The 25,194-nt window shown below is 62.1% G+C and carries 22 protein-coding genes; 7 read left to right on the top strand and 15 right to left on the bottom strand.

Features of this window, described 5'->3' with window-relative positions; genetic code table 11:
- Nucleotides 1–109 precede the first annotated feature (109 nt).
- On the top strand, nucleotides 110–1,450 hold the full coding sequence (locus BT125_RS24385) for a hemolysin family protein (protein ID WP_014335895.1): 1,341 nt from the start codon (nucleotides 110–112) through the stop codon (nucleotides 1,448–1,450).
- Between the two features lie 59 nt (nucleotides 1,451–1,509).
- Here the strand turns inward: BT125_RS24385 and BT125_RS24380 are convergent, their stop codons facing one another.
- The 8 genes from BT125_RS24380 to BT125_RS24345 form a co-directional block, all read right to left on the bottom strand.
- Nucleotides 1,510–2,406, bottom strand: a complete 897-nt coding sequence (locus BT125_RS24380) for a peptidoglycan DD-metalloendopeptidase family protein (protein ID WP_060739807.1) — start codon at nucleotides 2,404–2,406, stop codon at nucleotides 1,510–1,512.
- A 218-nt stretch (nucleotides 2,407–2,624) separates the two neighbouring features.
- A complete protein-coding gene (locus BT125_RS24375; RefSeq protein ID WP_072411201.1) occupies nucleotides 2,625–3,566 on the bottom strand; it encodes a response regulator in 942 nt (313 codons plus the stop codon).
- A 169-nt stretch (nucleotides 3,567–3,735) separates the two neighbouring features.
- Nucleotides 3,736–4,497 (bottom strand): phosphate signaling complex protein PhoU, encoded by a 762-nt coding sequence (phoU, locus tag BT125_RS24370; RefSeq protein WP_030139132.1) that lies wholly within the window; start codon nucleotides 4,495–4,497, stop codon nucleotides 3,736–3,738.
- A gap of 97 nt (nucleotides 4,498–4,594) precedes the next feature.
- Nucleotides 4,595–5,428 (bottom strand): phosphate ABC transporter ATP-binding protein PstB, encoded by an 834-nt coding sequence (gene pstB / locus BT125_RS24365; RefSeq protein ID WP_072411200.1) that lies wholly within the window; start codon nucleotides 5,426–5,428, stop codon nucleotides 4,595–4,597.
- A gap of 156 nt (nucleotides 5,429–5,584) precedes the next feature.
- Nucleotides 5,585–7,255 (bottom strand): phosphate ABC transporter permease PstA, encoded by a 1,671-nt coding sequence (gene pstA, locus BT125_RS24360; RefSeq protein WP_060739810.1) that lies wholly within the window; start codon nucleotides 7,253–7,255, stop codon nucleotides 5,585–5,587.
- A gap of 15 nt (nucleotides 7,256–7,270) precedes the next feature.
- Entirely contained in the window at nucleotides 7,271–9,304 is a 2,034-nt protein-coding gene (locus tag BT125_RS24355) for an ABC transporter permease subunit (RefSeq protein WP_170866869.1), read from the bottom strand.
- Between the two features lie 473 nt (nucleotides 9,305–9,777).
- A complete protein-coding gene (locus BT125_RS24350) occupies nucleotides 9,778–10,776 on the bottom strand; it encodes a phosphate ABC transporter substrate-binding protein PstS (RefSeq protein ID WP_053127032.1) in 999 nt (332 codons plus the stop codon).
- A gap of 237 nt (nucleotides 10,777–11,013) precedes the next feature.
- On the bottom strand, nucleotides 11,014–12,312 hold the full coding sequence (locus BT125_RS24345; protein WP_072411196.1) for an MFS transporter: 1,299 nt from the start codon (nucleotides 12,310–12,312) through the stop codon (nucleotides 11,014–11,016).
- 376 nt (nucleotides 12,313–12,688) lie between these two features.
- On the opposite strand from BT125_RS24345, the gene BT125_RS24340 reads away from it, so the two are divergent.
- Entirely contained in the window at nucleotides 12,689–13,093 is a 405-nt protein-coding gene (locus tag BT125_RS24340; RefSeq protein ID WP_003177184.1) for an acyl-CoA thioesterase, read from the top strand.
- Nucleotides 13,094–13,150: 57 nt separating this feature from the next.
- A complete protein-coding gene (locus BT125_RS24335; protein ID WP_072411194.1) occupies nucleotides 13,151–14,050 on the top strand; it encodes a D-hexose-6-phosphate mutarotase in 900 nt (299 codons plus the stop codon).
- A 134-nt stretch (nucleotides 14,051–14,184) separates the two neighbouring features.
- On the opposite strand, the gene BT125_RS24330 is transcribed toward BT125_RS24335, so the two are convergent.
- From BT125_RS24330 to BT125_RS24310, 5 genes are all read right to left on the bottom strand, one after another.
- Nucleotides 14,185–14,721 (bottom strand): DUF3299 domain-containing protein, encoded by a 537-nt coding sequence (locus tag BT125_RS24330; protein ID WP_072411192.1) that lies wholly within the window; start codon nucleotides 14,719–14,721, stop codon nucleotides 14,185–14,187.
- A gap of 89 nt (nucleotides 14,722–14,810) precedes the next feature.
- Nucleotides 14,811–15,056, bottom strand: coding sequence for a GlsB/YeaQ/YmgE family stress response membrane protein (locus BT125_RS24325; protein WP_003187057.1), 246 nt, complete (start codon nucleotides 15,054–15,056; stop codon nucleotides 14,811–14,813).
- 103 nt (nucleotides 15,057–15,159) lie between these two features.
- A complete protein-coding gene (locus BT125_RS24320; protein WP_060739813.1) occupies nucleotides 15,160–16,245 on the bottom strand; it encodes a 5-(carboxyamino)imidazole ribonucleotide synthase in 1,086 nt (361 codons plus the stop codon).
- A gap of 12 nt (nucleotides 16,246–16,257) precedes the next feature.
- Nucleotides 16,258–16,749, bottom strand: a complete 492-nt coding sequence (gene purE, locus BT125_RS24315) for a 5-(carboxyamino)imidazole ribonucleotide mutase (RefSeq protein ID WP_003196369.1) — start codon at nucleotides 16,747–16,749, stop codon at nucleotides 16,258–16,260.
- A 334-nt stretch (nucleotides 16,750–17,083) separates the two neighbouring features.
- Nucleotides 17,084–18,001 carry a LysR substrate-binding domain-containing protein gene (locus BT125_RS24310; RefSeq protein WP_072411190.1) on the bottom strand — a complete coding sequence of 306 codons (918 nt, stop codon included), beginning with the start codon at nucleotides 17,999–18,001 and terminating at the stop codon, nucleotides 17,084–17,086.
- 180 nt (nucleotides 18,002–18,181) lie between these two features.
- Here BT125_RS24310 and aspA point away from each other — a divergent pair, with 180 nt between their 5' ends.
- The 4 genes from aspA (at nucleotide 18,182) to BT125_RS24290 (ending at nucleotide 23,767) form a co-directional block, all read left to right on the top strand.
- Nucleotides 18,182–19,606 (top strand): aspartate ammonia-lyase, encoded by a 1,425-nt coding sequence (gene aspA, locus BT125_RS24305; protein WP_072411188.1) that lies wholly within the window; start codon nucleotides 18,182–18,184, stop codon nucleotides 19,604–19,606.
- 487 nt (nucleotides 19,607–20,093) lie between these two features.
- Nucleotides 20,094–21,545: an alanine/glycine:cation symporter family protein gene (locus BT125_RS24300; protein ID WP_072411186.1), complete on the top strand. Its 1,452-nt coding sequence runs from the start codon at nucleotides 20,094–20,096 to the stop codon at nucleotides 21,543–21,545.
- Between the two features lie 135 nt (nucleotides 21,546–21,680).
- Entirely contained in the window at nucleotides 21,681–22,685 is a 1,005-nt protein-coding gene (locus BT125_RS24295) for an asparaginase (protein ID WP_072411184.1), read from the top strand.
- A gap of 89 nt (nucleotides 22,686–22,774) precedes the next feature.
- The gene (locus BT125_RS24290; RefSeq protein WP_072411182.1) at nucleotides 22,775–23,767 is read left to right on the top strand and encodes an AraC family transcriptional regulator; all 993 of its coding nucleotides are present in this window, start codon (nucleotides 22,775–22,777) and stop codon (nucleotides 23,765–23,767) included.
- Nucleotides 23,768–23,947: 180 nt separating this feature from the next.
- On the opposite strand, the gene BT125_RS24285 is transcribed toward BT125_RS24290, so the two are convergent.
- Nucleotides 23,948–24,598, bottom strand: a complete 651-nt coding sequence (locus tag BT125_RS24285) for an HAD family hydrolase (RefSeq protein WP_060739818.1) — start codon at nucleotides 24,596–24,598, stop codon at nucleotides 23,948–23,950.
- A 28-nt stretch (nucleotides 24,599–24,626) separates the two neighbouring features.
- Nucleotides 24,627–25,172 (bottom strand): gamma carbonic anhydrase family protein, encoded by a 546-nt coding sequence (locus BT125_RS24280; protein ID WP_060739819.1) that lies wholly within the window; start codon nucleotides 25,170–25,172, stop codon nucleotides 24,627–24,629.
- Nucleotides 25,173–25,194 lie beyond the last annotated feature (22 nt).

Raw genomic sequence — 25,194 nt, 5'->3', positions numbered from 1 at the left:
GCCCCCTAGGCAATCGCCGAGTCAGCCGCTACATTGACTGACTTGCGCCTGCCTTTTCGGGCGCCCATTTCCAATTCCTACGACTATTCGGAACCCGCAAAACCCCATCATGGACCCTTCCCCTGGCTTGTCCCTCGTCACACTCTTCGCCGAATTCGGCATGATTCTTTTCGCTCTGATCCTGGTTTTGCTCAACGGTTTTTTCGTTGCGGCCGAATTCGCCATGGTCAAGCTGCGTTCGACCCGGGTCGAAGCCATTGCCGAGCAGAACGGCTGGCGCGGACACATCCTGCGCACCGTCCACAGCCAGCTCGACGCTTACCTGTCTGCATGCCAACTGGGTATCACCCTGGCGTCCCTGGGACTGGGCTGGGTTGGCGAGCCGGCGTTCGCCCACATCCTCGAGCCGTTGCTGGGCGCGGTCGGCGTACAGTCGCCAGAAGTGATCAAGGGCGTGTCGTTCTTCACCGCATTCTTCATCATTTCGTACCTGCACATCGTGGTCGGTGAACTGGCGCCCAAATCCTGGGCCATTCGCAAACCCGAGCTGCTGTCGCTGTGGACCGCCGTGCCGCTGTACCTGTTCTACTGGGCCATGTACCCGGCGATCTACCTGCTCAACGCCAGTGCCAACGCCATCTTGCGCATCGCCGGCCAAGGCGAACCCGGGCCCCATCACGAACACCATTACAGCCGCGAAGAACTGAAACTGATCCTGCACTCCAGCCGTGGCCAGGACCCGAGCGACCAAGGCATGCGCGTGCTGGCCTCGGCCGTGGAAATGGGCGAGCTGGAAGTGGTGGACTGGGCCAACTCCCGGGAAGACCTGGTGACGCTGGAGTTCAACGCGCCGCTCAAGGAAATCCTGGCGATGTTCCGGCGCCACAAGTTCAGCCGTTATCCGGTGTATGACAGCGAGCGCCAGGAGTTTGTCGGCCTGCTGCACATCAAGGACCTGCTGCTGGAACTGGCGGCCCTGGATCACATTCCCGAGTCGTTCAACCTGGCCGAACTGACCCGGCCGCTGGAGCGGGTGTCGCGGCACATGCCGCTGTCGCAGTTGCTGGAGCAGTTCCGCAAGGGCGGCTCGCATTTCGCCCTGGTCGAGGAAGCCGACGGCAACATCATCGGCTACCTGACCATGGAAGACGTGTTGGAAGTGCTGGTGGGCGACATCCAGGACGAACACCGCAAGGCCGAACGCGGCATCCTGGCCTACCAGCCGGGCAAGCTGCTGGTACGCGGCGACACGCCACTGTTCAAGGTCGAGCGCCTGCTGGGGATCGACTTGGACCACATCGAAGCCGAAACCCTGGCCGGCTTGGTCTATGAAACCCTCAAGCGCGTGCCGGAAGAGGAAGAAGTACTGGAAGTCGAAGGCCTGCGGATCATCATCAAGAAGATGAAAGGGCCGAAGATCATCCTGGCGAAGGTGTTGATGCTCGATTGAGTGTCAGCCGCTTTCCGGCGACTACCCTCGCCACAAAAGCTCCTTCGCTTGTGCAGAGGTTACTGCTTGCCCAACGCAAAGTTGGGCAAGTCACCCACCGGTTGATTGAACTGGTAGGGAATCGACACCAGCCCCAACCCGGTATTGCGCTGCACCACGAAATGCAGGTGCGGGCCTGAGCTGTTGCCGGTATTGCCCGATAACGCCAACGGCGTGCCCACCCCGACCCGCTGCCCTTCCCGTACGCTCACCGAGCCCTTCTGCAGGTGCAGGTAGACGCCCATGGTGCCGTCATCGTGCAGCACCCGCACGAAGTTGCCCGCAGGATCGTCCCCGCGACCGGTCTGCTCGTTTTCGGTCTTGATGACCACGCCACCCCGCGCGGCGATGATCGGCGTACCCACGGGCATGGCGATGTCCATGGCGTAGCGGTTTTTCGGACCGTAATGGCTGTATTGGCCGTTGGCCCCTTGGCTCAGCCGGAACGGCCCTCCGCGCCAAGGCAGCGGGTACCGATAGGCCTCGGCGGCGCCTGCAGGGTCGCCCAGGGAATATTCGAACCTTGGGGTATAGACCAGCGGCCTGCCTGGCCGGGTGGCCGTGAGCAGCGCCAGGCGCAGGTTGCTGCGCGCCGGCAGCACTCGACGAATCGGCCGGCTCGGCGCGCCGCTGACGTTGCGCAGCCCGGCGAAACTCAACTCGATCTCCACCGGTGCATACAGATCGTTGCGCACGAACACCGCGTCCGCGCCGTTCTGTTTCTTGATATCCAGGAACACCTGGCGCTCCAGGCGCTCGACCATGCGGTCGCGGAACACGAACACCTGGGCGCCCTTGCTGGGGCGGTCGCTATAGGACACCACGCCATTGGCATCGGTGGATTTGTAGATCGTCATGGCCACGGCCGAGGTGGAGGCCAAGACAAGACCACAGGCAAACAGCAGGGGTACGAGCATGGGCAAAGGTTCTGTCGAAAATGAAGGCCTGCACAGCAGCCTAGCAGCTGGGATGGACCAGCGTAGTCGACGGATGTTTCAAAATTGGATCAGCGATCGGTGTTGGATCTTATGGCCCCATCGCGAGCAAGCTCGCTCCACACTCGATCCAGTGAACACTGAAGATCGAGTGTGGGAGCGAGCTCGCTCGCGATAGCGGCCTCAAAGGCGCCGCCGGATCAGGCGCCCGGCACGAAGTGTTTCTGCGCGGTGCCGCGGGCGATCAGGCGGGAGATGTAATCGAGTTTCTGCGGGTCTTTGTCGACGAAGCGGAACGTCAGTTGCAGCCATTCGCTGTCGGGCGTTTGCTCATGGGCGACGATGGCGTGCAGGTAGCCGTTGAGACGAGCGGTTTCGGCATTGTCGCCCTGCTCCATGTCCAGCACCGCGCTTTCGAGCACTTGTGGCAGGGCGTCGGTGCGCTTGACCACCAACAGCGCTTCCTTGAGGCTCAGAGCCTTGATCACGCATTGCTGGGTGCCGCTGGACAGGCGCAACTGGCCTTGGCCACGGTTGGTCGTCGGAGCGGCAGCTGCCGGTGCCTTGACTGGAGGGCTGTTGAGCAGTCCACGGGCCGGGGCGGCTGCGGCTGCGGCGGCCGGCTTGGCAAACGGGTTCGCCGCAGGCGCCGAAGCAACAGCCGCAACCGGAGCCTTATTGCCCGTCAGGGCGCTGAGGGAATCATTACCGAACGCCGAGTTCATCTTGGTCGGGGCACTGTTCATCAGCGTGTCGAGCTTGCCGACCTTGTGCAGGGCCTGCTTGACCTTGGTCAGCAATTGTTCGTTGGTGAAGGGCTTGCTGACGTAGCCGGAAACGCCGGCCTGGATTGCCTGGACCACGTTTTCCTTGTCGCCGCGGCTGGTAACCATCACGAAGGGCATGCCCTTGAGGGTGTCCTGCTGGCGGCACCAGGTCAGCAGTTCCAGGCCGGACATCTCCGGCATTTCCCAATCGCACAGCACCAGGTCGAATGCCTCGCGAGCCAGCAGGGCCTGGGCTTTCTTGCCGTTCACCGCGTCTTCGATACGCACGCCCGGGAAGTAGTTGCGCAGGCACTTCTTCACCAGGTCACGAATGAACGAAGCATCGTCCACGACCAACACACTGACCTTACTCATCCAGATACACCTCTAAAAAATCCCGGCAAGCATACCGCTTTTACTGATGGCATATTGCCAAAAAAACCGTCAGTCACGCCGGGACTTTTCGTTCGCGGGGCGCTGCTTTCGATTAAAAAAAATCCAAAAAAAAACCCGACCAAAAGGCCGGGCGCTTTTCTTGGCAATCTTACTTATCGTCAGTTTCGCCCGGAACATTAGCGGTTTCGGACGGGGTGCCCTCAACTTCTTCCTTCATCCGCTTGAGCCCCATGTGGCGCACATCGGTGCCGCGCACGAGGTAGATGACAAGTTCCGAGATGTTGCGCGCATGATCGCCGATCCGCTCCAGAGAACGCAGCACCCAGATAATGCTCAACACCCGGGAGATGGAGCGCGGGTCTTCCATCATGTAGGTCGCCAGCTCGCGCAAGGCGGTCTTGTATTCGCGGTCGATGATCTTGTCGTACTGGGCCACCGACAACGCCAGGTCGGCGTCGAAGCGGGCAAAGGCGTCCAGCGCATCGCGGACCATGTTGCGCACCTGGTCGCCGATGTGACGAACCTCGACATAACCGCGCGGCGCCTCGCCTTCTTCGCACAACTGAATGGCGCGACGGGCGATCTTGGTGGCTTCGTCGCCGATCCGCTCAAGGTCGATCACCGACTTGGAGATGCTGATGATCAGGCGCAAGTCGGACGCAGCCGGCTGACGACGGGCCAGGATACGCAGGCACTCCTCGTCGATGTTGCGTTCCATCTGGTTGATCTGGTCATCGATTTCGCGCACCTGCTGGGCCAGGCCGGAGTCGGCCTCGATCAGTGCGGTCACCGCGTCGTTGACTTGCTTTTCCACCAGCCCGCCCATGGCCAGCAAGTGACTGCGCACTTCCTCCAGCTCGGCGTTGAACTGTGCGGAAATATGGTGAGTAAGGCCTTCCTTCGAAATCATCTTGTTCGCTCCGCGAAAGTTGCAAGCTTCAAGCTGCAAGCTTCAAGCAGTTAAATGTTGATCCTGATAGCCCAGTGCGGCTATACAGCTGCCTCGACTAGCCGTAACGACCAGTGATGTAGTCTTCGGTCTGTTTCTTCGCCGGATTGGTGAACAGCGTATCGGTATCGCCGAATTCCACCAGTTTGCCCATGTACATGAACGCGGTGTAGTCGGAAACCCGCGCCGCCTGTTGCATGTTGTGGGTCACGATGACGATGGTGAACTTGGACTTGAGCTCGTAGATCAGCTCTTCGACTTTCAGCGTCGAGATCGGGTCGAGGGCCGAGCAGGGTTCGTCGAGCAGCAGCACTTCCGGTTCCACGGCGATGGTGCGGGCGATCACCAGACGTTGCTGCTGGCCGCCGGACAGGCCGAGGGCCGACTCATGCAGACGGTCCTTGACCTCATCCCACAGGGCCGCGCCCTTGAGGGCCCATTCCACGGCTTCGTCGAGAATGCGCTTCTTGTTGATGCCCTGGATGCGCAAGCCGTAGACCACATTCTCGTAGATGGTTTTCGGGAACGGGTTCGGCTTCTGGAACACCATGCCAACGCGACGGCGCAGCTCGGCCACGTCTTCGCCCTTGCGGTAGATGTTGTTGCCGTAGAGGTTGATTTCACCTTCGACGCGGCAGCCGTCCACCAAGTCATTCATGCGGTTGAAGGTGCGCAGCAAGGTTGACTTGCCGCAGCCCGATGGACCGATGAACGCGGTGACGCGCTGTTTCGGGATATTCAGGCTGACGTCATACAGCGCCTGCTTCTCGCCGTAGAACAGGTTCAGGCCGGGTACTTCGATGGCGACGGTTTCCTGCGCCAGATCCAGGCTCTGCTTGTCGCGGCCCAAGGCCGACATGTTGATGCCGTGTGTATGTGCTTCGTGTTGCATGGGAGGCTCCCTGTGCTAACAAATTCGGTTCGGAACGCCCTTGTGGCGGCCCCATGAAATTCCAGTGAACGCCGATCAGTGTGGGAGCGAGCTTGCTCGCGAAGGGGCCCTCGAGGCCGCCAGAAGCTTCGCGAGCAAGCTCGCTCCCACAGACCATTAACTATCCAGTGCCTTGTACTTCTCGCGCAGGTGGTTACGGATCCACACCGCCGACAGGTTGAGCGTGGCGATCACCAGCACCAGCAGCAGCGCTGTGGCATAGACCAGCGGTCGCGCCGCTTCGACGTTCGGGCTCTGGAAACCGACGTCATAGATATGGAAGCCCAGGTGCATGATCTTCTGGTCCAGGTGCAGGTACGGGTAATTGCCGTCCAGCGGCAGCGACGGGGCCAGTTTCACCACGCCCACCAGCATCAACGGTGCCACTTCACCCGCGGCACGGGCCACGGCGAGGATCATCCCGGTCATCATCGCCGGGCTGGCCATGGGCAGGACGATTTTCCACAGGGTCTCGGCCTTGGTCGCGCCGAGGGCCAGGGAGCCTTCGCGCACGGTACGCGGGATTCGCGCCAGGCCTTCTTCGGTGGCCACGATCACCACCGGCACCGCCAGCAGCGCCAGGGTCAGGGACGCCCAGAGCAAGCCCGGGGTGCCGAAGGTCGGTGCCGGCAAGGCCTCGGGGAAGAACAAGCGGTCGACCGAACCACCCAGCACGTAGACGAAGAAGCCCAGGCCGAACACGCCGTAAACAATCGCTGGAACGCCCGCGAGGTTGTTCACCGCGATGCGGATCAGGCGGGTCATCGGGCCCTGGCGGGCGTATTCACGCAGGTAGACCGCCGCCAGCACGCCGAACGGTGTCACGATCATCGCCATGATCAGGGTCATCATCACGGTGCCGAAAATCGCCGGGAAGATGCCGCCTTCGGTGTTGGCTTCACGGGGGTCATCGCTGAGGAATTCCCAGACCTTGCTGAAGTAGAAACCCAGCTTGGTGAACGTGCCCATGCCGTTTGGCTGGTAGGCGTGCACCACTTTGCCGATTTCGATCTCCACTTCCTTGCCGTTGGCATCGCGGGCCGTCAGGCTGTCGCGGTTGAATTGAGCGTGAAGGTCGGCCAGGCGCGCTTCGATGTCCTTGTAACGGGCGTTGAGTTCGGCGCGCTCGCTTTCCAGGTCGGCCTGGGCCGAAGCATCGAGTTTGCCGTCCAGCTCCAGCTTGCGACCGTGCAGGCGGATACGCTCCAGGCCGGCGTTGATGGCGCCGATGTCGACTTTTTCCAGGGTCTTGAGTTCGGCGGCCAACTGGTTGACCCGCTGTACGCGAGCCTGCAACTGCGGCCAGGCCGCTTCGCCCTCGGCGATGACCTTGCCGCCTTCCTTGACGTTGACCAGGTAACCGTAGAAGTTGCCCCACTCACGACGCTCGATGGCCATCAGTTCCGGCGGCGTGGTCTGGTTGGTCAGCCAATCGCCGACGATCCAGGTGAAGTCCGTGCCGTTCAGGTCTCGGTTGCCGACCTTGATCAGTTCGCGGGTCATGAACTCGGGGCCTTCGTCCGGCACCGGCAGGCCGGCGCTCTTCAGGCGCTCGCGAGGTACTTCTTCTTTCTGCACCACTTCGCCGACCACCAGGTGCGCAGGCATGCCCGGCACGTTGTAGTTGGCGTGGATCAGGTCCGCCGGCCAGAAGTGGCCCAGGCCGCGCACAGCGATCACCGCCAGCAGGCCAATGGTCATGATGACCGCGATGGACACCGCGCCACCGCTGATCCAGACGCCGGGGGCGCCGCTCTTGAACCATCCTTTCAGGGAGTTCTGTTTCACAGACTTCTACCTTTCTTAAAGCGACGAATATTTCTTGCGCAGACGCTGACGGATCAGCTCGGCGAGGGTGTTCATGACGAAGGTGAACAACAGCAACACCAGGGCCGACAGGAACAGCACGCGGTAGTGGCTGCCGCCGACTTCCGACTCGGGCATTTCCACCGCCACGTTGGCCGCCAGGGTGCGCAGGCCTTCGAACAGGTTCATTTCCATGACCGGCGTGTTACCGGTGGCCATCAGCACGATCATGGTCTCGCCCACCGCACGGCCCATGCCGATCATCAGCGCCGAGAAGATGCCCGGGCTGGCGGTGAGGATCACCACGCGGGTCATGGTCTGCCACGGCGTGGCACCGAGGGCCAGGGAGCCCAGGGTCAGGCCGCGCGGCACGCTGAACACGGCGTCTTCGGCGATGGAATAGATGTTCGGGATCACCGCGAAGCCCATCGCCAGGCCAACCACCAGGGCGTTGCGCTGGTCGTAGGTGATGCCCAGGTCATGGGAAATCCACATGCGCATGTCGCCGCCGAAGAACCAGGTTTCCATGTACGGGCTCATGTACAGCGAGAGCCAGCCTACGACCAGGATGACCGGGATCAGCAAGGCGCTTTCCCAGCCGTCCGGCACTCTCAAGCGAATGGATTCCGGCAGGCGGCTGAAGGCGAAACCGGTGACCAGGATGCCGATCGGCAGCAACATCAGCAGGCTGAAGATACCCGGCAGGTGCCCTTCGACATACGGCGCCAGGAACAGGCCGGCGAAGAAACCGAGGATCACCGTCGGCATCGCCTCCATCAACTCGATCACCGGCTTGACCTTGCGGCGCATGCCCGGGGCCATGAAGTAGGCGGTGTAGATCGCTGCGGCAACCGCCAGCGGCGCGGCCAGCAGCATCGCGTAGAACGCCGCCTTCAGGGTACCGAAGGTCAGCGGCGAGAGGCTCAGCTTGGGTTCGAAGTCGGTGTTGGCGGCGGTCGATTGCCAGACATACTTAGGTTCGTCGTAGTTTTCGTACCAGACCTTGCTCCACAACGCGCTCCACGACACTTCCGGGTGCGGGTTGTCCAGCGTCAACGGTTGCAGCTTGCCGCCCTGTTCGACGATCAGGCGGTTGGCCCGTGGCGACATGCCGAACAGGCCCTGGCCGTCGACCACCTGGTCCACCAGCAGGGTGCGGTGGGCGGTACTGTGGAACACTCCCAGCTTGCCGGCGGCGTCGAGCGCCACGAAGCCTTTGCGACGCTCTTCGGCGCTGATCTCGACGATAGGCGCGCTGCTCATCTGGAAGGTACGAATCTGTTTGAAACGCAGCTCACCGTCTGGATCCCGGGCCATGAACCATTGGGCCAGGCCGCCTTTGGAGTCGCCGATGATCAGCGAAATCCCGCCCACCAACTGGGTGGCGGCGGTGACTTGGGCGTCGGCGTTTTCCAGCAGTTTGTAACGGCCGTTGAGGCTCTTGTCCCGCAGGCTGAACACATCGGCCTGGGCACGCCCGTTGACCACATACAGCCATTGCTGGCGCGGGTCGACGAAGATGTGCTTCACCGGCTCGGTCATCTGCGGCAGGTCGATACGGGTCTGCTCGCTGGTGACTTCACCGGTCATCATGTTTTCTTCGCTGGTGAGCGACAGCACTTGCAGCTGGGCGCCACTGGAGCCGGCCAACAGCAGGGTCGAATCCGTGGCGTTGAGGCTGACATGCTCCAGGGCCGCGCCCTGTTCGTTCAAGGCGATCGGCGACTCACCGTAAGGGTATTCGACGGCGGGCGAGATGGTTTTCTTGCCGTCCGGGTAGGTGACCTTATAAGTGTGACGGAACACCAAGGCTTGGCCGTTGGACAGACCGATCGCCACCAATGGGCTGCCGGGCTGGTCCTCACCAATGGCGGTCACGCTGGCACCGGCCGGGATCGGCAGGTCGACGCGGCGCAGCTCGGCGCCACTGCCAATGTCGAAAAACAGCGCCTGGCCCTTGTCGGAAACCCGCATGGCGACCTGGTTCTGTTCTTCGATAGAGATCATCAGCGGTTTGCCGGCGTCTTGCATCCACGCCGGGGTGATCGAGTCCTTGGCGGTCAGGTCCGCGCCCTGGAACAAGGGCAGCACCACGTAGGCCAGGAAGAAGAAAATCAGCGTAATGGCCGCCAGGACGGCGAGGCCGCCGACCAGCACGTACCAGCGGGTCAGGCGATCCTTGAGCGCGCGGATGCGGCGCTTGCGTTGCAACTCAGGCGTATTGAAGTCAATGCGCTTGGGAGGGGAAGTCGTAGTCATTGTGGAGTTGGCCAGATCATTCATGCGCACACCCTAGCGATCCTGTATGACAGAAAGATGACAGTGAAGTGACGCAACAAATCCGCCGCCAGCTAGAAGCGGCAGCGGACGGAAAATTCGTGTCTGTGGGAGCGGGCTTGCTCGCGAAGGGGCCAGCACATTCGACATGGATGCCGACTGATCCACCGCATTCGCGAGCAAGCCCGCTCCCACAGAGAGCCCGGGCGTTGGCCCGGGCTCAGGTCTTACTGCTTGGCGACGTTGCCGCCTTCCTGCAGACCCAGGTCAGCCAGTGCCTTGGCGGCGACTTTGGCAGGTACCGGGATGTAGCCGTCCTTGACCACGACTTCCTGGCCTTGCTTGGACAGGATCAGCTTCACGAACTCGGCTTCCAGCGGGGCCAGAGGCTTGTTCGGGGCCTTGTTGACGTAGACGTAGAGGAAACGCGACAGCGGGTACTTGCCGTTCAGGGCGTTTTCTTCGGTGTCTTCAATGAACTCGCCGCCTTCTTTCTTGGCCAGGGCAACGGTTTTCACGCTGGCGGTCTTGTAGCCGATACCCGAGTAGCCGATGCCGTTAAGCGAGCTGCTGATCGACTGCACAACCGAAGCCGAACCCGGCTGTTCGTTGACGTTTGGCTTGTAGTCGCCTTTGCACAAGGCTTCTTCCTTGAAGTAGCCGTAGGTGCCGGATACCGAGTTACGACCGAACAGTTGGACCGGCTTGTTGGCCAGGTCCCCGGTCACGCCCAGGTCGCCCCAGGTCTTGACGTCAGCCTTGGCGCCGCACAGGCGAGTCGAGGAGAAAATGGCGTCGACCTGAGCCATGGTCAGGTGCTTGATCGGGTTGTCCTTGTGCACGAATACGGCCAGGGCGTCCACGGCAACCGGGATAGCGGTTGGCTTGTAGCCGTACTTCTGTTCGAAGGCCTGCAGTTCGTTGTCCTTCATCTTGCGGCTCATCGGGCCCAGGTTGGCGGTGCCTTCGGTGAGCGCGGGCGGCGCGGTGGAGGAACCGGCGGCCTGAATCTGGATGTTTACGTTCGGGTATTCTTTCTTGTAGTTCTCGGCCCACAAGGTCATCAGGTTGGCCAGGGTATCGGAGCCGACGCTGGAGAGGTTACCCGACACACCAGTGGTCTTGGTGTAGCTCGGGATCGCAGGGTCAACAGCGGCAACCGCGTTGGCAGTCGCAACGCCAGCAGCGACAAATGTCATTGCCGCCATCAAACGCTTCAGTTTCATGCCTTACTCCTAGCAGATAGGTGTGTTAAGTCGGCCAAGTATTGGTAAGCCGTGTGAACACTCTATGGCTGAAATATGACAATTGGATGAAAGGCCAGCATTGAGTTTTACAGGATGATTCATGCAGCACCAATCGCGAGCAAGCTCGCTCCCACAGGGGATTTGCGGTGAACGCAGCCCTCTGTGGGAGCGAGCTTGCTCGCGATGAAGCCCGTGCAGTCAGCGAAAGATTCGGACCTAGCGCCCCTTCTTCCAGAGATAACCGCCCACCGCAATACCTACCCCGCAAATGATCGCCACGTAATACGCCGGCCCCATCGGGCTCTCTTTCAACAGCAAGGTCACGATCATCGGCGTCAACCCGCCGAAGATCGCGTAGGCCAGGTTGTAGGAAAACGACAGGCCGCTGAAGCGCACCACGGCCGGGAAGGCATTGACCATGACATAGGGCACCGCGCCGATGGTGCCCACCAGCAAGCCACTCAAGGCATAGAGCGGAAACAGCCACTCGGGGTGGTCGAACAGGCAATGGTAGAAGGTCCAGAACGTGATCATCAGCAAACCGCTGCCGAAGACAAACACCCGACCGGCACCGAAACGGTCGGCCAGCACACCCGCACCGATGCAACCGAAACTCAGGAACACGATCGCCAGGCTGTTGGCCTGCAATGCGATGGTCGGGCTGAAGTGGTACACCGTCTGCAGCACGGTCGGCGTCATCAGGATGACCACGATGACGCCGGCCGACAGCAGCCAGGTCAGCAGCATGGAAATGGCGATGGCACCGCGATGATCACGCAACACGGCCCGCAGCGGCACTTCCTCGGCCAGGGCCTTGCGCAGTTGCAGCTCAGCGAACACCGGGGTTTCGTGCAGCCAGCGCCGCAGGTACACCGAAAACAGCCCGAACACGCCACCCAGCAGGAACGGAATCCGCCAGGCGTAATCGGCCACTTCCACCGGCGTATAAAGGCTATTGATGGCCGTGGCGACCAACGAGCCCAACAAGATCCCCGCCGTCAGGCCACAAGTCAGGGTGCCGCAGGCATAGCCGATGTGGCGCGCCGGAACGTGTTCGGAAACGAATACCCAGGCGCCCGGCACTTCCCCGCCGATGGCCGCGCCTTGGATTACCCGCATCAGCAACAGCAGGATGGGCGCCCACATGCCGATCTGCGCATAGGTGGGCAACAGGCCCATGATCAGGGTCGGCACAGCCATCATGAAAATGCTCAGGGTGAACATTTTCTTGCGCCCCAGCAGGTCGCCGAAGTGGGCCATGATGATCCCGCCCAGCGGCCGGGCCAGGTAACCGGCGGCAAAAATGCCGAAGGTCTGCATCAGACGCAGCCACTCAGGCATTTCGGCAGGAAAGAACAATTTGCCGACCACGGTGGCAAAGAACACGAAAATGATGAAATCGTAGAACTCCAGCGCACCGCCCAACGCTGAAAGCGACAGGGTCTTGTAATCGTTGCGGGTCAGTGGACGTGCTGGTTGTGCGGGCGTCGCCGTGCTCGAAGGCGCAGTGGTCATGGCAAGGGCTTCTCTTATAGTCGATTCTGCAACCCTGGCGACACGGGTTGGGGCCTGGGCAAGTCCGGCACGATAGCAAATTGTTCGAAAAAGCACATAGAGGCGCGTATTTGATAGTCGAAATCAGAACCGAGTGGTCGTCTCGACGTCTATCGCCCGATATACTCGCAACCTTGCAGTACTCTGTAAGGGGTTGCTGTGCGAAAACGTCGTTGGTGGCGTAGTACCAGAACCAGCCGGTTTCGCAGAGTTTCCCTTTGGCACGCCTTTACAAAAAACGTGACGAACGCAGTATGTTCGGGCTGAATCGTTTTTTTCAAAGACGGCTATTCACCTGAAGTACCAGACAGCGTTACGGGTCAGAGGCCCCCCCGGCATGATAGAGCTCGAACAAGAAGATCCAATCCCGCAAGGCGACCTGGCCCTGCAAATCACCGCGCTCCCTCGCGAGACCAACGGCTTCGGCGATATTTTCGGTGGCTGGCTGGTGTCCCAGATGGACCTGGCCGGCACCGCCATGGCCAGCAAAGTGGCCGGCGGACGCGTGGCCACCGTGGCGATCGATCGCATGGCGTTCCTGGTGCCCGTGGCGGTGGGTGCGCAGCTGTCGTTCTATACCCAGGCGCTGGAAATCGGCCGCAGCTCGATCCAGATGATGGTCGAGGTCTGGAGCGACGACCCGCTGTCCAGTGAATGGCGCAAGGTGACCGAAGCGGTCTTTGTCTTTGTCGCCATCGACGGCAGCGGTCGTACTCGCTCGGTTCCGCCGCGCGCCCGTTAAACACGACGGCCGTTTTGCGGTCCATTGCAGTCCCTGTTCCCGAGCGAGATTTGCAACATGCCTACGCCCAATGTCGAAGCGGTCAAACTGGATGAACTGAACGCCTGGCGTATCCGTCACGGTCAGGCCGAGTTGCTGGTGGCCCAGCAAGGCGCGCACATCCTCAGTTATCAAGTGGACGGCCAGCCGCCACTGATCTGGCTCAACGACCAGGCCACGTTCAAGGCCGGCAAAAGCATCCGCGCGGGCGTGCCGGTGTGCTGGCCGTGGTTCGGCAACCTGACCCGCAACCCCGACAGCGTACAGGCCATGCGCGTGACCAATGACCCGGCCACGGCCCACGGCCTGGTACGGGCGATGGATTGGGAGTTGAAGGGCATCGAAACCGAAGGCGAAAGCCTCAAGGTGGAATTCGTGCTGCCCTACCCTGAAAACGGCCTCTCGGGCTGGCCTCACCAAGTGGACCTGACGCTGACCATCGTGATGGACGAGCAATTGCACATCCGCCTCACCAGCCATAACCGTGGCAGCGAAACCGTCAGCCTCAGCCAGGCGCTGCACAGCTACTTCGCCGTGAGCGACGTGCGCAACGTGCAAGTCGAAGGGGTGGATGGCTTGAGCTACATCGAGACCCTGGACGACTGGAACACCCACACCCAGGCCGGCGACCTGAAGTTTGCCAGCGAGACCGACCGCATCTACCTCGATACCCCGCCGACGCTGAGCATCATCGACCCGCACTGGGCACGACGGATCGAACTGACCTGCAGCGGTTCGCGCTCGGCGGTGATCTGGAATCCCTGGACCGAACGCGCCAAGGCCTTCAGCGACATGGCCGACGATGGCTGGCAGCGCATGTTGTGCATCGAGACGGCGAATGTGATGGACGATGTGGTGACGTTGTTGCCCGAGGCCAGCCATACCCTTGGCGTGAGCATCCGCAGCAAGCCGCTCTGAGCCAACACAAAAAACCTGTGGGAGCGGGCTTGCTCGCGAATGCGGTGGGTCAGTCAACCTAAGCGCCAACTGATCCACCGCATTCGCGAGCAAGCCCGCTCCCACAAGATTTGCAGGTCAAGCCAACCAGCCGGTTACAAATCCGCCTCCTGCACCACCCTGACCTTCTCCGCGTCCAGCGCATACGCCGCACTCGCCAGGTCGTTGTCGACCTTTTCGATCTTCAGCGTGCCCGTCACCCAGAGTGGCGTGTAGATGTCGTCGAGCTTCAGCCCCTTGGGATAGCGCACCAGCACCAGTTGGTTAGGCGGCGGTGGCGGGACGTGGATGCAGGCGCCAGGGTAGGGCACCAGGAAAAACAGCGTACTGCGGCCCTTCGCGTCGGTTTCCAGCGGCACCGGGTAACCGCCGATGCGGATGTGCTTGTCGTTCATCGCCGCCACGGTCTTGGTCGAGTACATCACCGCCGGCAAGCCCTTGCTTTGTTTCAGGCCGCCTTTTTCGGTGAAGGTGCCGTTGGCTTCCGGGGAGTTGTGATCGATCTCGGGCATGGCCTCGAGGGCTTTCTGGTCCGACTTGGGCATCAATTCGAGCCAGTCGGTTTCCGGCAGCTCGGCGGCATGGGCCAGGCCACTGCCCAGCAGAAGAAGGGTCAATACTAGACGGCGCATGAAAGGGCTCGGCAATGAATGAAGAGTGAAACGCCGAGCATTCTAGCCCCCTCTGCTCGCTACGCGGAGAGGGCCTTGCTGCATTTGGATCAGTTTCTTTTGATCAGGCCGTAGATCACCAGCAACACGATCGCGCCCACCAGGGCACCGATGAAACCTGCGCCTTGACCGGCCTGGTAGATGCCCAGGGCCTGGCCGCCGTAAGTGGCTGCCAACGAACCGCCGATACCGAGCAGGATGGTCATGATCCAGCCCATGCTGTCATCGCCCGGTTTCAGGAAGCGCGCCAGCAGGCCTACGATCAAGCCGATAAAGATGGTTCCGATGATTCCCATGGCATTTCCTCTCTCATTGAGTCGCTAAGCCAAAGCCCGGTCAGGCTTTGGCACTTAGCCATGAGAAAGATTAGCCGACGAATGGTTCCACCATCGTTCCAGATTATTGCTCGGCGATCAGCGTCTCGACCTTGATGATCTGCTGGGCCAGCGTGGCCCGGTCGGCGCAGCGCAAGTTGGCGTGACCGACCTTGCGCCCGACCTTGAACGCCTTGCCATAGTGATGCAAATGGCAGTCGGCAATCGCCAGGACCTTGTCGCTGTCCGGGACCTTGCCGATGAAATTGAGCATCGCGCTTTCACCGACCTTGGCGGTCGACCCCAGCGGCAGCCCGGCCACCGCCCGCAGGTGGTTTTCGAACTGGCTGCACTCGGCGCCCTCGGTGGTCCAGTGCCCAGAGTTGTGCACCCGCGGGGCGATTTCGTTGGCCTTGAGGCCGCCGTCCACTTCGAAGAACTCGAACGCCATCACGCCGACATAGTCCAGTTGCTTGAGCACCCGGCTGGAGTAGTCCTCGGCCAGGGCCTGCAACGGATGATCGGTGCTGGCGACGGACAGCTTGAGGATGCCGTCCTTGTGGGTGTTGTGCACCAGCGGATAGAAGCGGATTTCACCGTCGCGGGCACGCACGGCAATCAGCGAGACTTCCCCGGTGAACGGCACGAAACCTTCCAGCAGGCAGGCCACGCTGCCAAGCTCGGCAAACGTACCGACCACGTCTTCAGGCTTGCGCAGGACTTTCTGGCCCTTGCCGTCGTAACCCAGGGTACGGGTCTTGAGCACGGCGGGCAGGCCGATGGCGGCAACCGCGGCGTCCAGGTCGGCCTGGGACTGGATGTCGGCGAAGGCCGGCGTGGGGATGCCCAGGTCCTTGAACATGTTCTTTTCGAACCAGCGGTCACGGGCGATCCGCAAGGCTTCGGCGCTCGGGTAGACCGGGACGAACTGGGACAGGAACGCCACGGTTTCGGCCGGGACGCTTTCGAATTCGAAGGTCACCAGATCGACTTCATCGGCCAATTGGCGCAGGTGATCCTGGTCGCCGTAGTCGGCCCGCAGGTGTTCACCCAGCGCCGCGGCGCAGGCGTCAGGCGCCGGGTCCAGGAAAGCGAAGTTCATCCCCAGCGGCGTACCTGCCAGGGCCAACATGCGACCCAACTGGCCGCCACCGATTACACCGATCTTCATTCGTCAACAACCTCAGGCAATGCGTGGGTCTGGATTGTCCAGGACGCTGTCTGTCTGCTCAGCGCGGAATTTTTTCAGCACGGTATGGAACTGTGGATGCTTGGCGCCCAGGATGCTCGCCGACAGCAGGGCCGCGTTGATCGCGCCGGCCTTGCCGATGGCCAGGGTCGCGACCGGGATACCGGCCGGCATCTGCACGATCGACAGCAACGAGTCGACGCCCGAGAGCATCGACGACTGCACCGGCACGCCCAGCACCGGCAGGTGGGTCTTGGCCGCGCACATGCCCGGCAAGTGGGCCGCGCCACCGGCACCGGCGATGATCACCTCGATGCCACGTGCCTCGGCCTCTTCGGCGTACTGGAACAGCAGGTCCGGGGTACGGTGGGCAGAGACCACTTTCACCTCGTAAGGGATGCCGAGCTTTTCCAGCATATCGGCGGTGTGGCTAAGGGTGGACCAATCGGACTTGGAGCCCATGATCACGCCAACCAGTGCACTCATCGTCGTGCCTCTTCTCTCTGGGCGCCCGCAGGCGCGTCAAAAAACAACAAGCCACGCAGGAAACCGGCGTGGCTTGTTGTACGAATGATGGCCGGGCGAACCGACCGAAGGCCGGGCAGTATACCGAAAATGGTGCGTTAAACGCACTTTCGCCGACCATCTGTCATTTGGGCTGAAGTGGCGGTTTTATTGACTCGCAGGTCAGCGAGGGAACAACGCAAATCCCCTGTGGGAGCGGGCTTGCTCGCGAATGCGGAGTGTCAGTCGCCACCTACATGACTGACACTCCGCATTCGCGAGCAAGCCCGCTCCCACAGGGGGGGGTCCGTTATTGTCAGACCCCGGCCACACCCTGCGCCGCGCCGCCTTCGAGCTTGCGCCACAGCAACCGCACATTGGCCTTGCGCACCAGGGCGCAGCGGTACAGGCGGATCTCCAGGGGCACGTGCCATTGTGTGCCACCGCAGATCACCAGTTCGCCCCGGGCCAATTCGGCGCGTACGCTCAGGTGCGGCACCCAGGCGATGCCCAGGCCTTCCAGGGCCATGCTTTTCAGGCTGTCGGCCATGGCCGTCTCGTAGATCGTGGTGAACCGCAGCGCCCGCTGGCGCAGCAACTGGTTGACCGAACGCCCCAGGAACGCCCCGGCGCTGTAGGCCAACAGCGGCACGCTCGACTCGCCTTCAAGGTCGAACAGCGGGTTGCCATTGGCATCGGCGGCGCACACCGGGAGCATCTCGGTCTGGCCCAGGTGCAGTGACGGGAAGATCTCCGGGTCCATCTGCATGGCCGAATCCGGATCGTAGAAGGCCAGCATCAAATCGCAGCCACCTTCACGCAGGGCGTGGACGGCGTCGCCGACGTTGGTCGCCACCAGCCGCGTGGCGATGTTCATTCCTTCGTTGCGCAGTTGCGCGATCCAGCGTGGGAAGAAGCCCAGCGCCAGGGAGTGGGCGGCGGCCACTTGGATGACTTCGCCCTGGCCGCCTTCCAGGTGATGCAAATGGCGCAGCACTTCGCCCAATTGCTCCACCACCGTACGCGCCGTCACCAGGAACAACTGCCCCGCCGCCGTCAGCTCGACGGGCGTACGGGAGCGGTTGACCAGGGTCAGCCCCAGCGCAGCCTCAAGGCTGCGAATGCGTCGGCTGAATGCCGGTTGCGTCACGAAACGCCGCTCGGCGGCCTGGGAGAAACTGCGGGTCGCGGCCAGGGCACTGAAGTCCTCGAGCCACTTGCTTTCAAGATTCATCACGTCCTCCCCTACACGCACCAAAACAGGTCACACGTTCGCCGCACCCTCGGCGTCACACCGGCATTATGCCGAATATGCATAGGCCAGTGTTTAACAGCATTGGCCCTATTTTTCCCCAGAGCCTAGGATCCACAGCGTTCCGGCTCAGACCGGGTCCTTATCGAGATGATTTCCGTCATGTCCTCCGCTGCATCATTCCGCACAGAAAAAGACCTGCTTGGCGTACTCGAAGTACCAGCGCAAGCGTATTACGGCATCCAGACCCTACGAGCGGTAAACAACTTCCGTCTCTCCGGCGTCCCGATCTCGCATTACCCCAAGCTGGTGGTCGGTCTGGCAATGGTCAAACAAGCCGCCGCCGACGCCAACCGCGAACTGGGGCAGCTCAGCGAAGCCAAGCACGCCGCCATCAGCGAAGCCTGTGCACGATTGATCCGCGGCGACTTCCACGAAGAGTTCGTGGTGGACATGATCCAGGGCGGCGCCGGCACGTCGACCAACATGAATGCCAACGAAGTCATCGCCAACATCGCGCTGGAGGCCATGGGTCACCAGAAAGGCGAGTACCAGTACCTGCACCCCAACAACGACGTGAACATGGCGCAGTCCACCAACGACGCCTACCCGACCGCGATCCGCCTGGGTCTGCTGCTGGGTCACGACGCCTTGCTGGCCAGCCTCGACAGCCTGATCCAGGCGTTCGCCGCCAAGGGTGAGGAGTTCAGCCACGTCCTGAAAATGGGCCGCACCCAACTGCAGGATGCCGTGCCGATGACCCTCGGCCAGGAATTCCGCGCCTTCGCCACCACCCTGAGCGAAGACCTGGCGCGCCTGAAAACCCTGGCGCCTGAACTGCTCACCGAAGTGAACCTGGGCGGCACCGCCATCGGCACCGGCATCAACGCCGACCCGCGCTACCAGGCCCTGGCCGTACAGCGCCTGGCGACCATAAGTGGCCAACCGCTGGTTCCGGCCGCCGACTTGATCGAAGCCACCTCCGACATGGGCGCCTTCGTGCTGTTCTCCGGCATGCTCAAGCGCACCGCGGTCAAGCTGTCGAAGATCTGCAACGACCTGCGCCTGCTGTCCAGCGGCCCACGCACCGGCATCAACGAAATCAACCTGCCGGCCCGCCAGCCAGGCAGCTCGATCATGCCCGGCAAGGTCAACCCGGTGATCCCGGAAGCGGTCAACCAGGTGGCGTTCCAAATCATCGGCAACGACCTGGCCCTGACCATCGCGGCCGAAGGCGGCCAACTGCAACTGAACGTGATGGAGCCGCTGATCGCTTTCAAGATCTTCGACTCGATCCGCCTGCTGCAACGGGCCATGGACATGCTGCGCGAGCACTGCATCGTCGGCATCACCGCCAACGAAGCGCGCTGCCGCGAACTGGTCGAGCACTCGATCGGCCTGGTCACCGCCCTGAACCCGTACATCGGCTATGAAAACGCCACCCGCATCGCCCGTGTTGCCCTGGAAAGTGGCCGCGGCGTGCTGGAACTGGTGCGCGAAGAAGGCTTGCTCAACGACGCCATGCTCGACGACATCCTGCGCCCGGAAAACATGATTGCTCCGCGTCTGGTCCCGCTCAAAGCGTGATCGACACGGCCACCGCTCACCAGGTCGAGGGACTAGACACCTCTCACCTTTTGAGGGCTTGGGGATCTTCCCCAAGCCCTTTTTTTAATTGATAGCAGCCAGGGATGACCGAACCTGTGGGAAGGAACCTGCTCGCAATAAACGACGACACGCTGCCCGTTGTAAACCGTGTCGCCAACCAACGCGAGCAGGCTCGCCCCCACAAGAACCTGACCGTAAGGCCAGGTGTTCCAAAGGGTCCGTTTCGTCGGACGCACCACAACTGTGCAGACGGGCACCGCACTGATAGGTATAGTGCCGCCCCTCTTCGCATGAGCGGTCGTCCGCAACGAGACCCTTAAACATGCGAAAACCGAACTAATAACAAACCCGCGAAAATGGACCGGGACGAAACTCGCCTCATCTGTCGGGCCGCGCGCCGACCGGTGTAACGCGATGTTTCCAAATGGCCAGCATTTGCTTAAACAAAAAACAGCGAGGAATACTCATGCTCGAAGTCATCAACGACTTCCTATCAGGGAAAGTGCTGATCGTGCTCATTGTCGGGCTCGGTGGCTACTTCACGATCCGCTCGCGTTTCGTCCAGTTCCGTCACTTCTTCCACATGTTCACGGTGTTCCGTGACAGCCTGAAAAGCAGCACTGACCAGCTCAGTTCCTTCCAGGCCCTGATGCTCAGCCTGGCCGGCCGTGTCGGCGCGGGCAACATCGCCGGTGTCGGCATCGCCGTGACCCTCGGCGGCCCCGGTGCGGTGTTCTGGATGTGGGTAACCGCCCTGGTCGGTATGTCCAGCAGCTTCTTCGAGTGCTCCCTCGGCCAGCTCTACAAGCGCTGCGACTCCGAAGGCCAGTACCGTGGCGGCCCGTCCTATTACATCCAGCACGGCCTGCAGAAACGCTGGTTGGGCATGATCATGGCGTTCCTGCTGCTGGTCACCTTCGGCTTCGCCTTCAACGGCCTGCAAGCCCACGCGGTGACCCATTCCCTGAACAACGCTTTCGGCTTCGACACCACCTACACCGGCCTCGGCCTGGCGGTGCTGCTGGGCCTGGTGTTCATCGGCGGAATCAAGCGCATCGCCAAGGTTGCCGACCTGCTGGTACCGGTCAAGACCCTGGCGTACATCGCCGTGACCCTCTATGTGATCGTGCTGCAGTTCGAACATGTCCCGGGCATGCTGGCGACCATCGTCAAGAGCGCCTTTGGTCTGGACCAGGCTTTCGGCGGCCTGATCGGCAGCGCCATCGTCATGGGCGTCAAGCGTGGCGTATTCGCCAACGAAGCCGGCCTGGGCAGTGCGCCTAACGTCGCCGCCGTCGCGTCGGTCGAGCACCCGGTCGCCCAGGGCGTGGTCCAGGCGTTCAGCGTGTTCCTGGACACCTTCGTGATCTGCACCTGCACCGCGTTGCTGATCCTGCTGTCGGGTTTCTACACCCCGGGCTTCGAAGGCGACGGCATTGCCCTGACCCAGAACTCCCTGGCAGCCGTCGTGGGTGACTGGGGCCGGATATTCATCTCCGTGGCCCTGTCGTTGTTCGTGTTCACCTCGATCCTCTACAACTACTATCTGGGCGAGAACAACCTGCGCTTCATGATCGGTGACAATCGCAAGGTCCTGATGGGCTACCGCGCGCTGGTCCTGGTCCTGATTTTTTGGGGCGCCATCGAAAACCTCGGCACCGTGTTCGCTTTCGCCGACATCACCATGACCCTGCTGGCGTTCGTGAACCTGATCGCGCTGTTCCTGCTGTTCAAGGTCGGCATGCGCATCCTGCGCGACTACGATGACCAGCGTTCGGCCGGCATCAAGGTTCCGGTCTTCGACTCCAGCAAGTTCCCGGACCTGGATCTGGACCGCAAGGCCTGGCCTGCCAACCCGTCGGCGCCTGTTGCCCAGCCTGACGCCGCTTCGGCTGGCGTGACCGCAGCGCAACGCTGATCGGTAACAAGCTGTCTGGAAAAAACCGGACGCATCCCCTGCGTCCGGCGTGACACAACCTAAGGTCGGCGTCATGCTCGGCCTTATGTTGTGGCGGCTGACCCAAGCTGCCGTTTTCGTCCTCGGAGAACAACCATGAATTCCTCGACCTACCCTGCCGCCCAGCACGTCATGGTGCTCTATACCGGCGGCACCATCGGCATGCAGGCCAGCGCCCACGGCCTGGCCCCGGCATCCGGTTTCGAAGCACGGATGCGCGATTACCTGCACAGCCAACCCGAACTCGTCGTGCCGCAATGGCGCTTCCGGGAAATGTCGCCGTTGATCGACAGCGCCAACATGACCCCGGCCTATTGGCAGCAATTGCGCGAAGCGGTGGTCGATGCCGTGGACGTGCAGGGCTGCGACAGCGTGCTGATCCTGCATGGTACCGACACCCTGGCCTACAGCGCGGCGGCGATGAGCTTCCAACTGCTGGGCCTGCATGCCCGGGTCTGCTTTACCGGCTCGATGCTGCCAGCCGGCGTGACCGACAGCGACGCCTGGGAAAACCTCAGCGGCGCCCTGGTCGCCCTCGGCCAGGGCCTCGCGCCGGGCGTGCACTTGTACTTCCACGGTGAGCTGCTGGCGCCGACCCGTTGCGCGAAGGTGCGCAGCTTCGGTCGTCATCCGTTCAAGCGCCTGGAACGCCAGGGCGGCGGCACCCCGGCGCCGGCCCTGCCAGCGCAGCTGAACTACAACCAGCCCAAGCAATTGGCGAACATCGCAGCGCTGCCGCTGTTTCCCGGCATCAGTGCGCAGATCCTCGATGGCCTGCTGGGCAGCGGTATCCAGGGCCTGGTACTGGAATGCTACGGCAGCGGCACCGGGCCGAGCGACAACCCGGCCTTCCTCGCCAGCCTCGAGCGGGCGCGGGACAGCGGCGTGGTGGTCGTGGCGGTGACCCAATGCCACGAAGGTGGCGTCGAGCTGGACGTGTATGAAGCCGGTAGCCGCTTGCGCGGTGTCGGCGTGCTGTCCGGCGGCGGCATGACCCGCGAGGCCGCGTTTGGCAAATTGCAGGCGTTGATCGGCGCTGGCCTGCCGGTGCAGGAGGTTCGGCGGTTGGTAGAGCTGGACCTGTGCGGCGAGCTTATCTGATACCCGGCAATCCCTGTGGGAGCGAGCTTCCGACTTTCATCCGGCATATAACTTGCTCCGTTTCCAGCTTCCCCAGGCTGGAAACGGACATGCTTCATTCCCACCTCACCACCCTCAACGCCGTCTCACTGGTACTGAGCACCTTCAAAAGCGAAGGCTTGCCCAGCGATGCCTTGTTGGCCGGCAGCGGCATCAGCGCGGCGGACCTGAGCCGGGCCGATACGCGCATCACCACCAACCAGGAGATGCAGGTCTGCGCCAACGCAGTGGCCCTCAAGCGCGACATTGGCCTGGAATTGGGCCTGCGCATGCACGTTTCGTCCTACGGCATGCTCGGCTATGCCCTGCTCACCAGTGCCACCTTAGGTGACGCTTTGCGCCTGGCACTGCGCTACCCGGCGCTGTTGGGAACACTCTTCGAGCTGAATCTGGACGACGATGGCGAGCACATCTGGTTCAGCGCCAACGACTATCGGGAGAGCCCGGCCCTGGCGGTGTTCAACGCCGAGTTCTGCATGGTTTCGCTAAAGGTGATCTGCAACGACCTCCTCGGCCATGCACTGCCGTTGCACGCTGCGCGCTTCGAACACCCGGCGCCCGACTACCAGGCGCGCTACACCGCGCTCTTCGACTGCCCGGTACGCTTCGACAGCAGCGATAACGCTTTCGCCTTCGACCATCACTGGCTCGACCAACCCTTGCCCCTGGCCGACCCCATCACCCATCACGCCATGGCCGAACGCTGTCGCCGGCAGAACACCGAATTCACCGGACGCCAAGCCTGGCTTGGGCGGATCCGCCAGTTGCTCGACACCCAACTGGACGCCGCCCCCGGCCTGGAGGGCCTGGCCGAACAGATGAACTGCTCGGCGCGCACCTTGCGCCGCCACCTCAAGGACCTGGGCTGCAGCTACCAGGAACTGCTGGACGAACTGCGCTTCGAGCGGGCCAAGCAGATGCTCTGCGAAGACCAATTGCCGATCTATCGAATCGCCGAACGACTGGGCTTCAGCGAAACCGCCAGCTTCCGCCATGCCTTCGTGCGCTGGAGCGGCGTGGCGCCCAGCCAGTTCAGGGCCTGAATCACCGCTCTGGTAGGCAACGAGTCCCGTTTGGACTGGGACACCGCTACACCTTGAAGCCGGGGGTGTCTGTGCTGCGGCCATCGCGAGCAAGTTCGCTCCCACAGAGGATTGCCACTGTTCACACATGTTGCGAGCAGCCCCCCTGTGGGAGCGAGCTCGCTGGCGATGACGACCCGGTCAGCGCCGCAAAAACGCCTGATGCAACGCTTCCACCGTCTGGAAGTGATACGCCGGGCGCTCGGTGCTGAGTTCTTCGTGGCTGCCAAACCCATACCCGACCGCTGCCGCATCCAGGCCATTGCTGTGGGCGCCGATCAGGTCGTGTTTGCGGTCGCCGATCATCAGGGTGCTGGCTGGATCGAGACCCTCTTCGGCCAGCAGGTGGGCGATCAGCTCGACCTTGTTGGTACGGGTGCCGTCCAGTTCGCTACCGTAGATCACCTTGAAGTGCCGGGCGAAGTCGAAGTGGCGGGCGATTTCCCGGGCGAAGACCCAGGGTTTGGAAGTGGCGATGTACAACTGGCGCCCTTGGCCGCCCAAGGTTTCCAGCAGCGGCATCACGCCGTCGAAGACCCGGTTCTCATAAAGGCCGGTGACCTTGAAGCGCTCACGGTAGAAATTCACCGCTTCCCAGGCCTTGGCTTCGTCGAAGTCGTAGAACTGCATGAAGGCCTGCAACAGCGGCGGGCCGATGAAGTGCTCGAGGCGGGTGAGGTCGGGCTCGTCGATGCCCAATTTGCTCAGGGCGAACTGGATCGAACGGGTGATGCCCTCGCGCGGGTCGGTGAGGGTGCCGTCGAGGTCGAAGAGTACGGTTTGGTAATGCATGAAATTTCCTGGGCAATGGCGGGACGATTCAGGCCTGGTCGTAACCTTCGGCCAGATGCAGGTCCTTGAGCTTCACGTAGTTCGCCGCGCTGTAGGTGAAAAATGCGCGTTCCTTGTCCGTCAGCGGCCGAACCTGCTTCACCGGACTGCCCACGTACAAAAAGCCGCTCTCCAGCCGTTTGCCCGGCGGTACCAGGCTGCCGGCGCCGATGATGACGTCGTCTTCCACCACCGCGCCGTCCATGACGATGCTGCCCATGCCGATCAGGATCCGGCTGCCCACCGAGCAACCATGGAGCATGACCTTGTGGGCGATGGTCACGTCGTCGCCGATCAGCAATGGGAAGCCATCCGGATTGAAAGGCCCGGCGTGGGTGATGTGCAGCACGCAACCATCCTGGACACTGGTCCGCGCACCGATACGGATGCGGTGCATGTCGCCGCGAATGACCGTCAGCGGCCAGACGGAGCTGTCTTCGCCGATTTCGACGTCGCCGATCACCACCGCGGTGCTGTCGACAAAAGCGCCACGGGCGAGCCGCGGGCTGTGGTTCTGGTACGTGCGAAGGGTCACGATAGGCTCTCTCTTATCCGGT

The sequence above is a fragment of the Pseudomonas sp. NFACC04-2 genome (assembly GCF_900119265.1).
GTDB lineage: Bacteria > Pseudomonadota > Gammaproteobacteria > Pseudomonadales > Pseudomonadaceae > Aquipseudomonas > Aquipseudomonas fluorescens_AA.
This window is presented reverse-complemented; position numbering and strand designations above follow the sequence as displayed.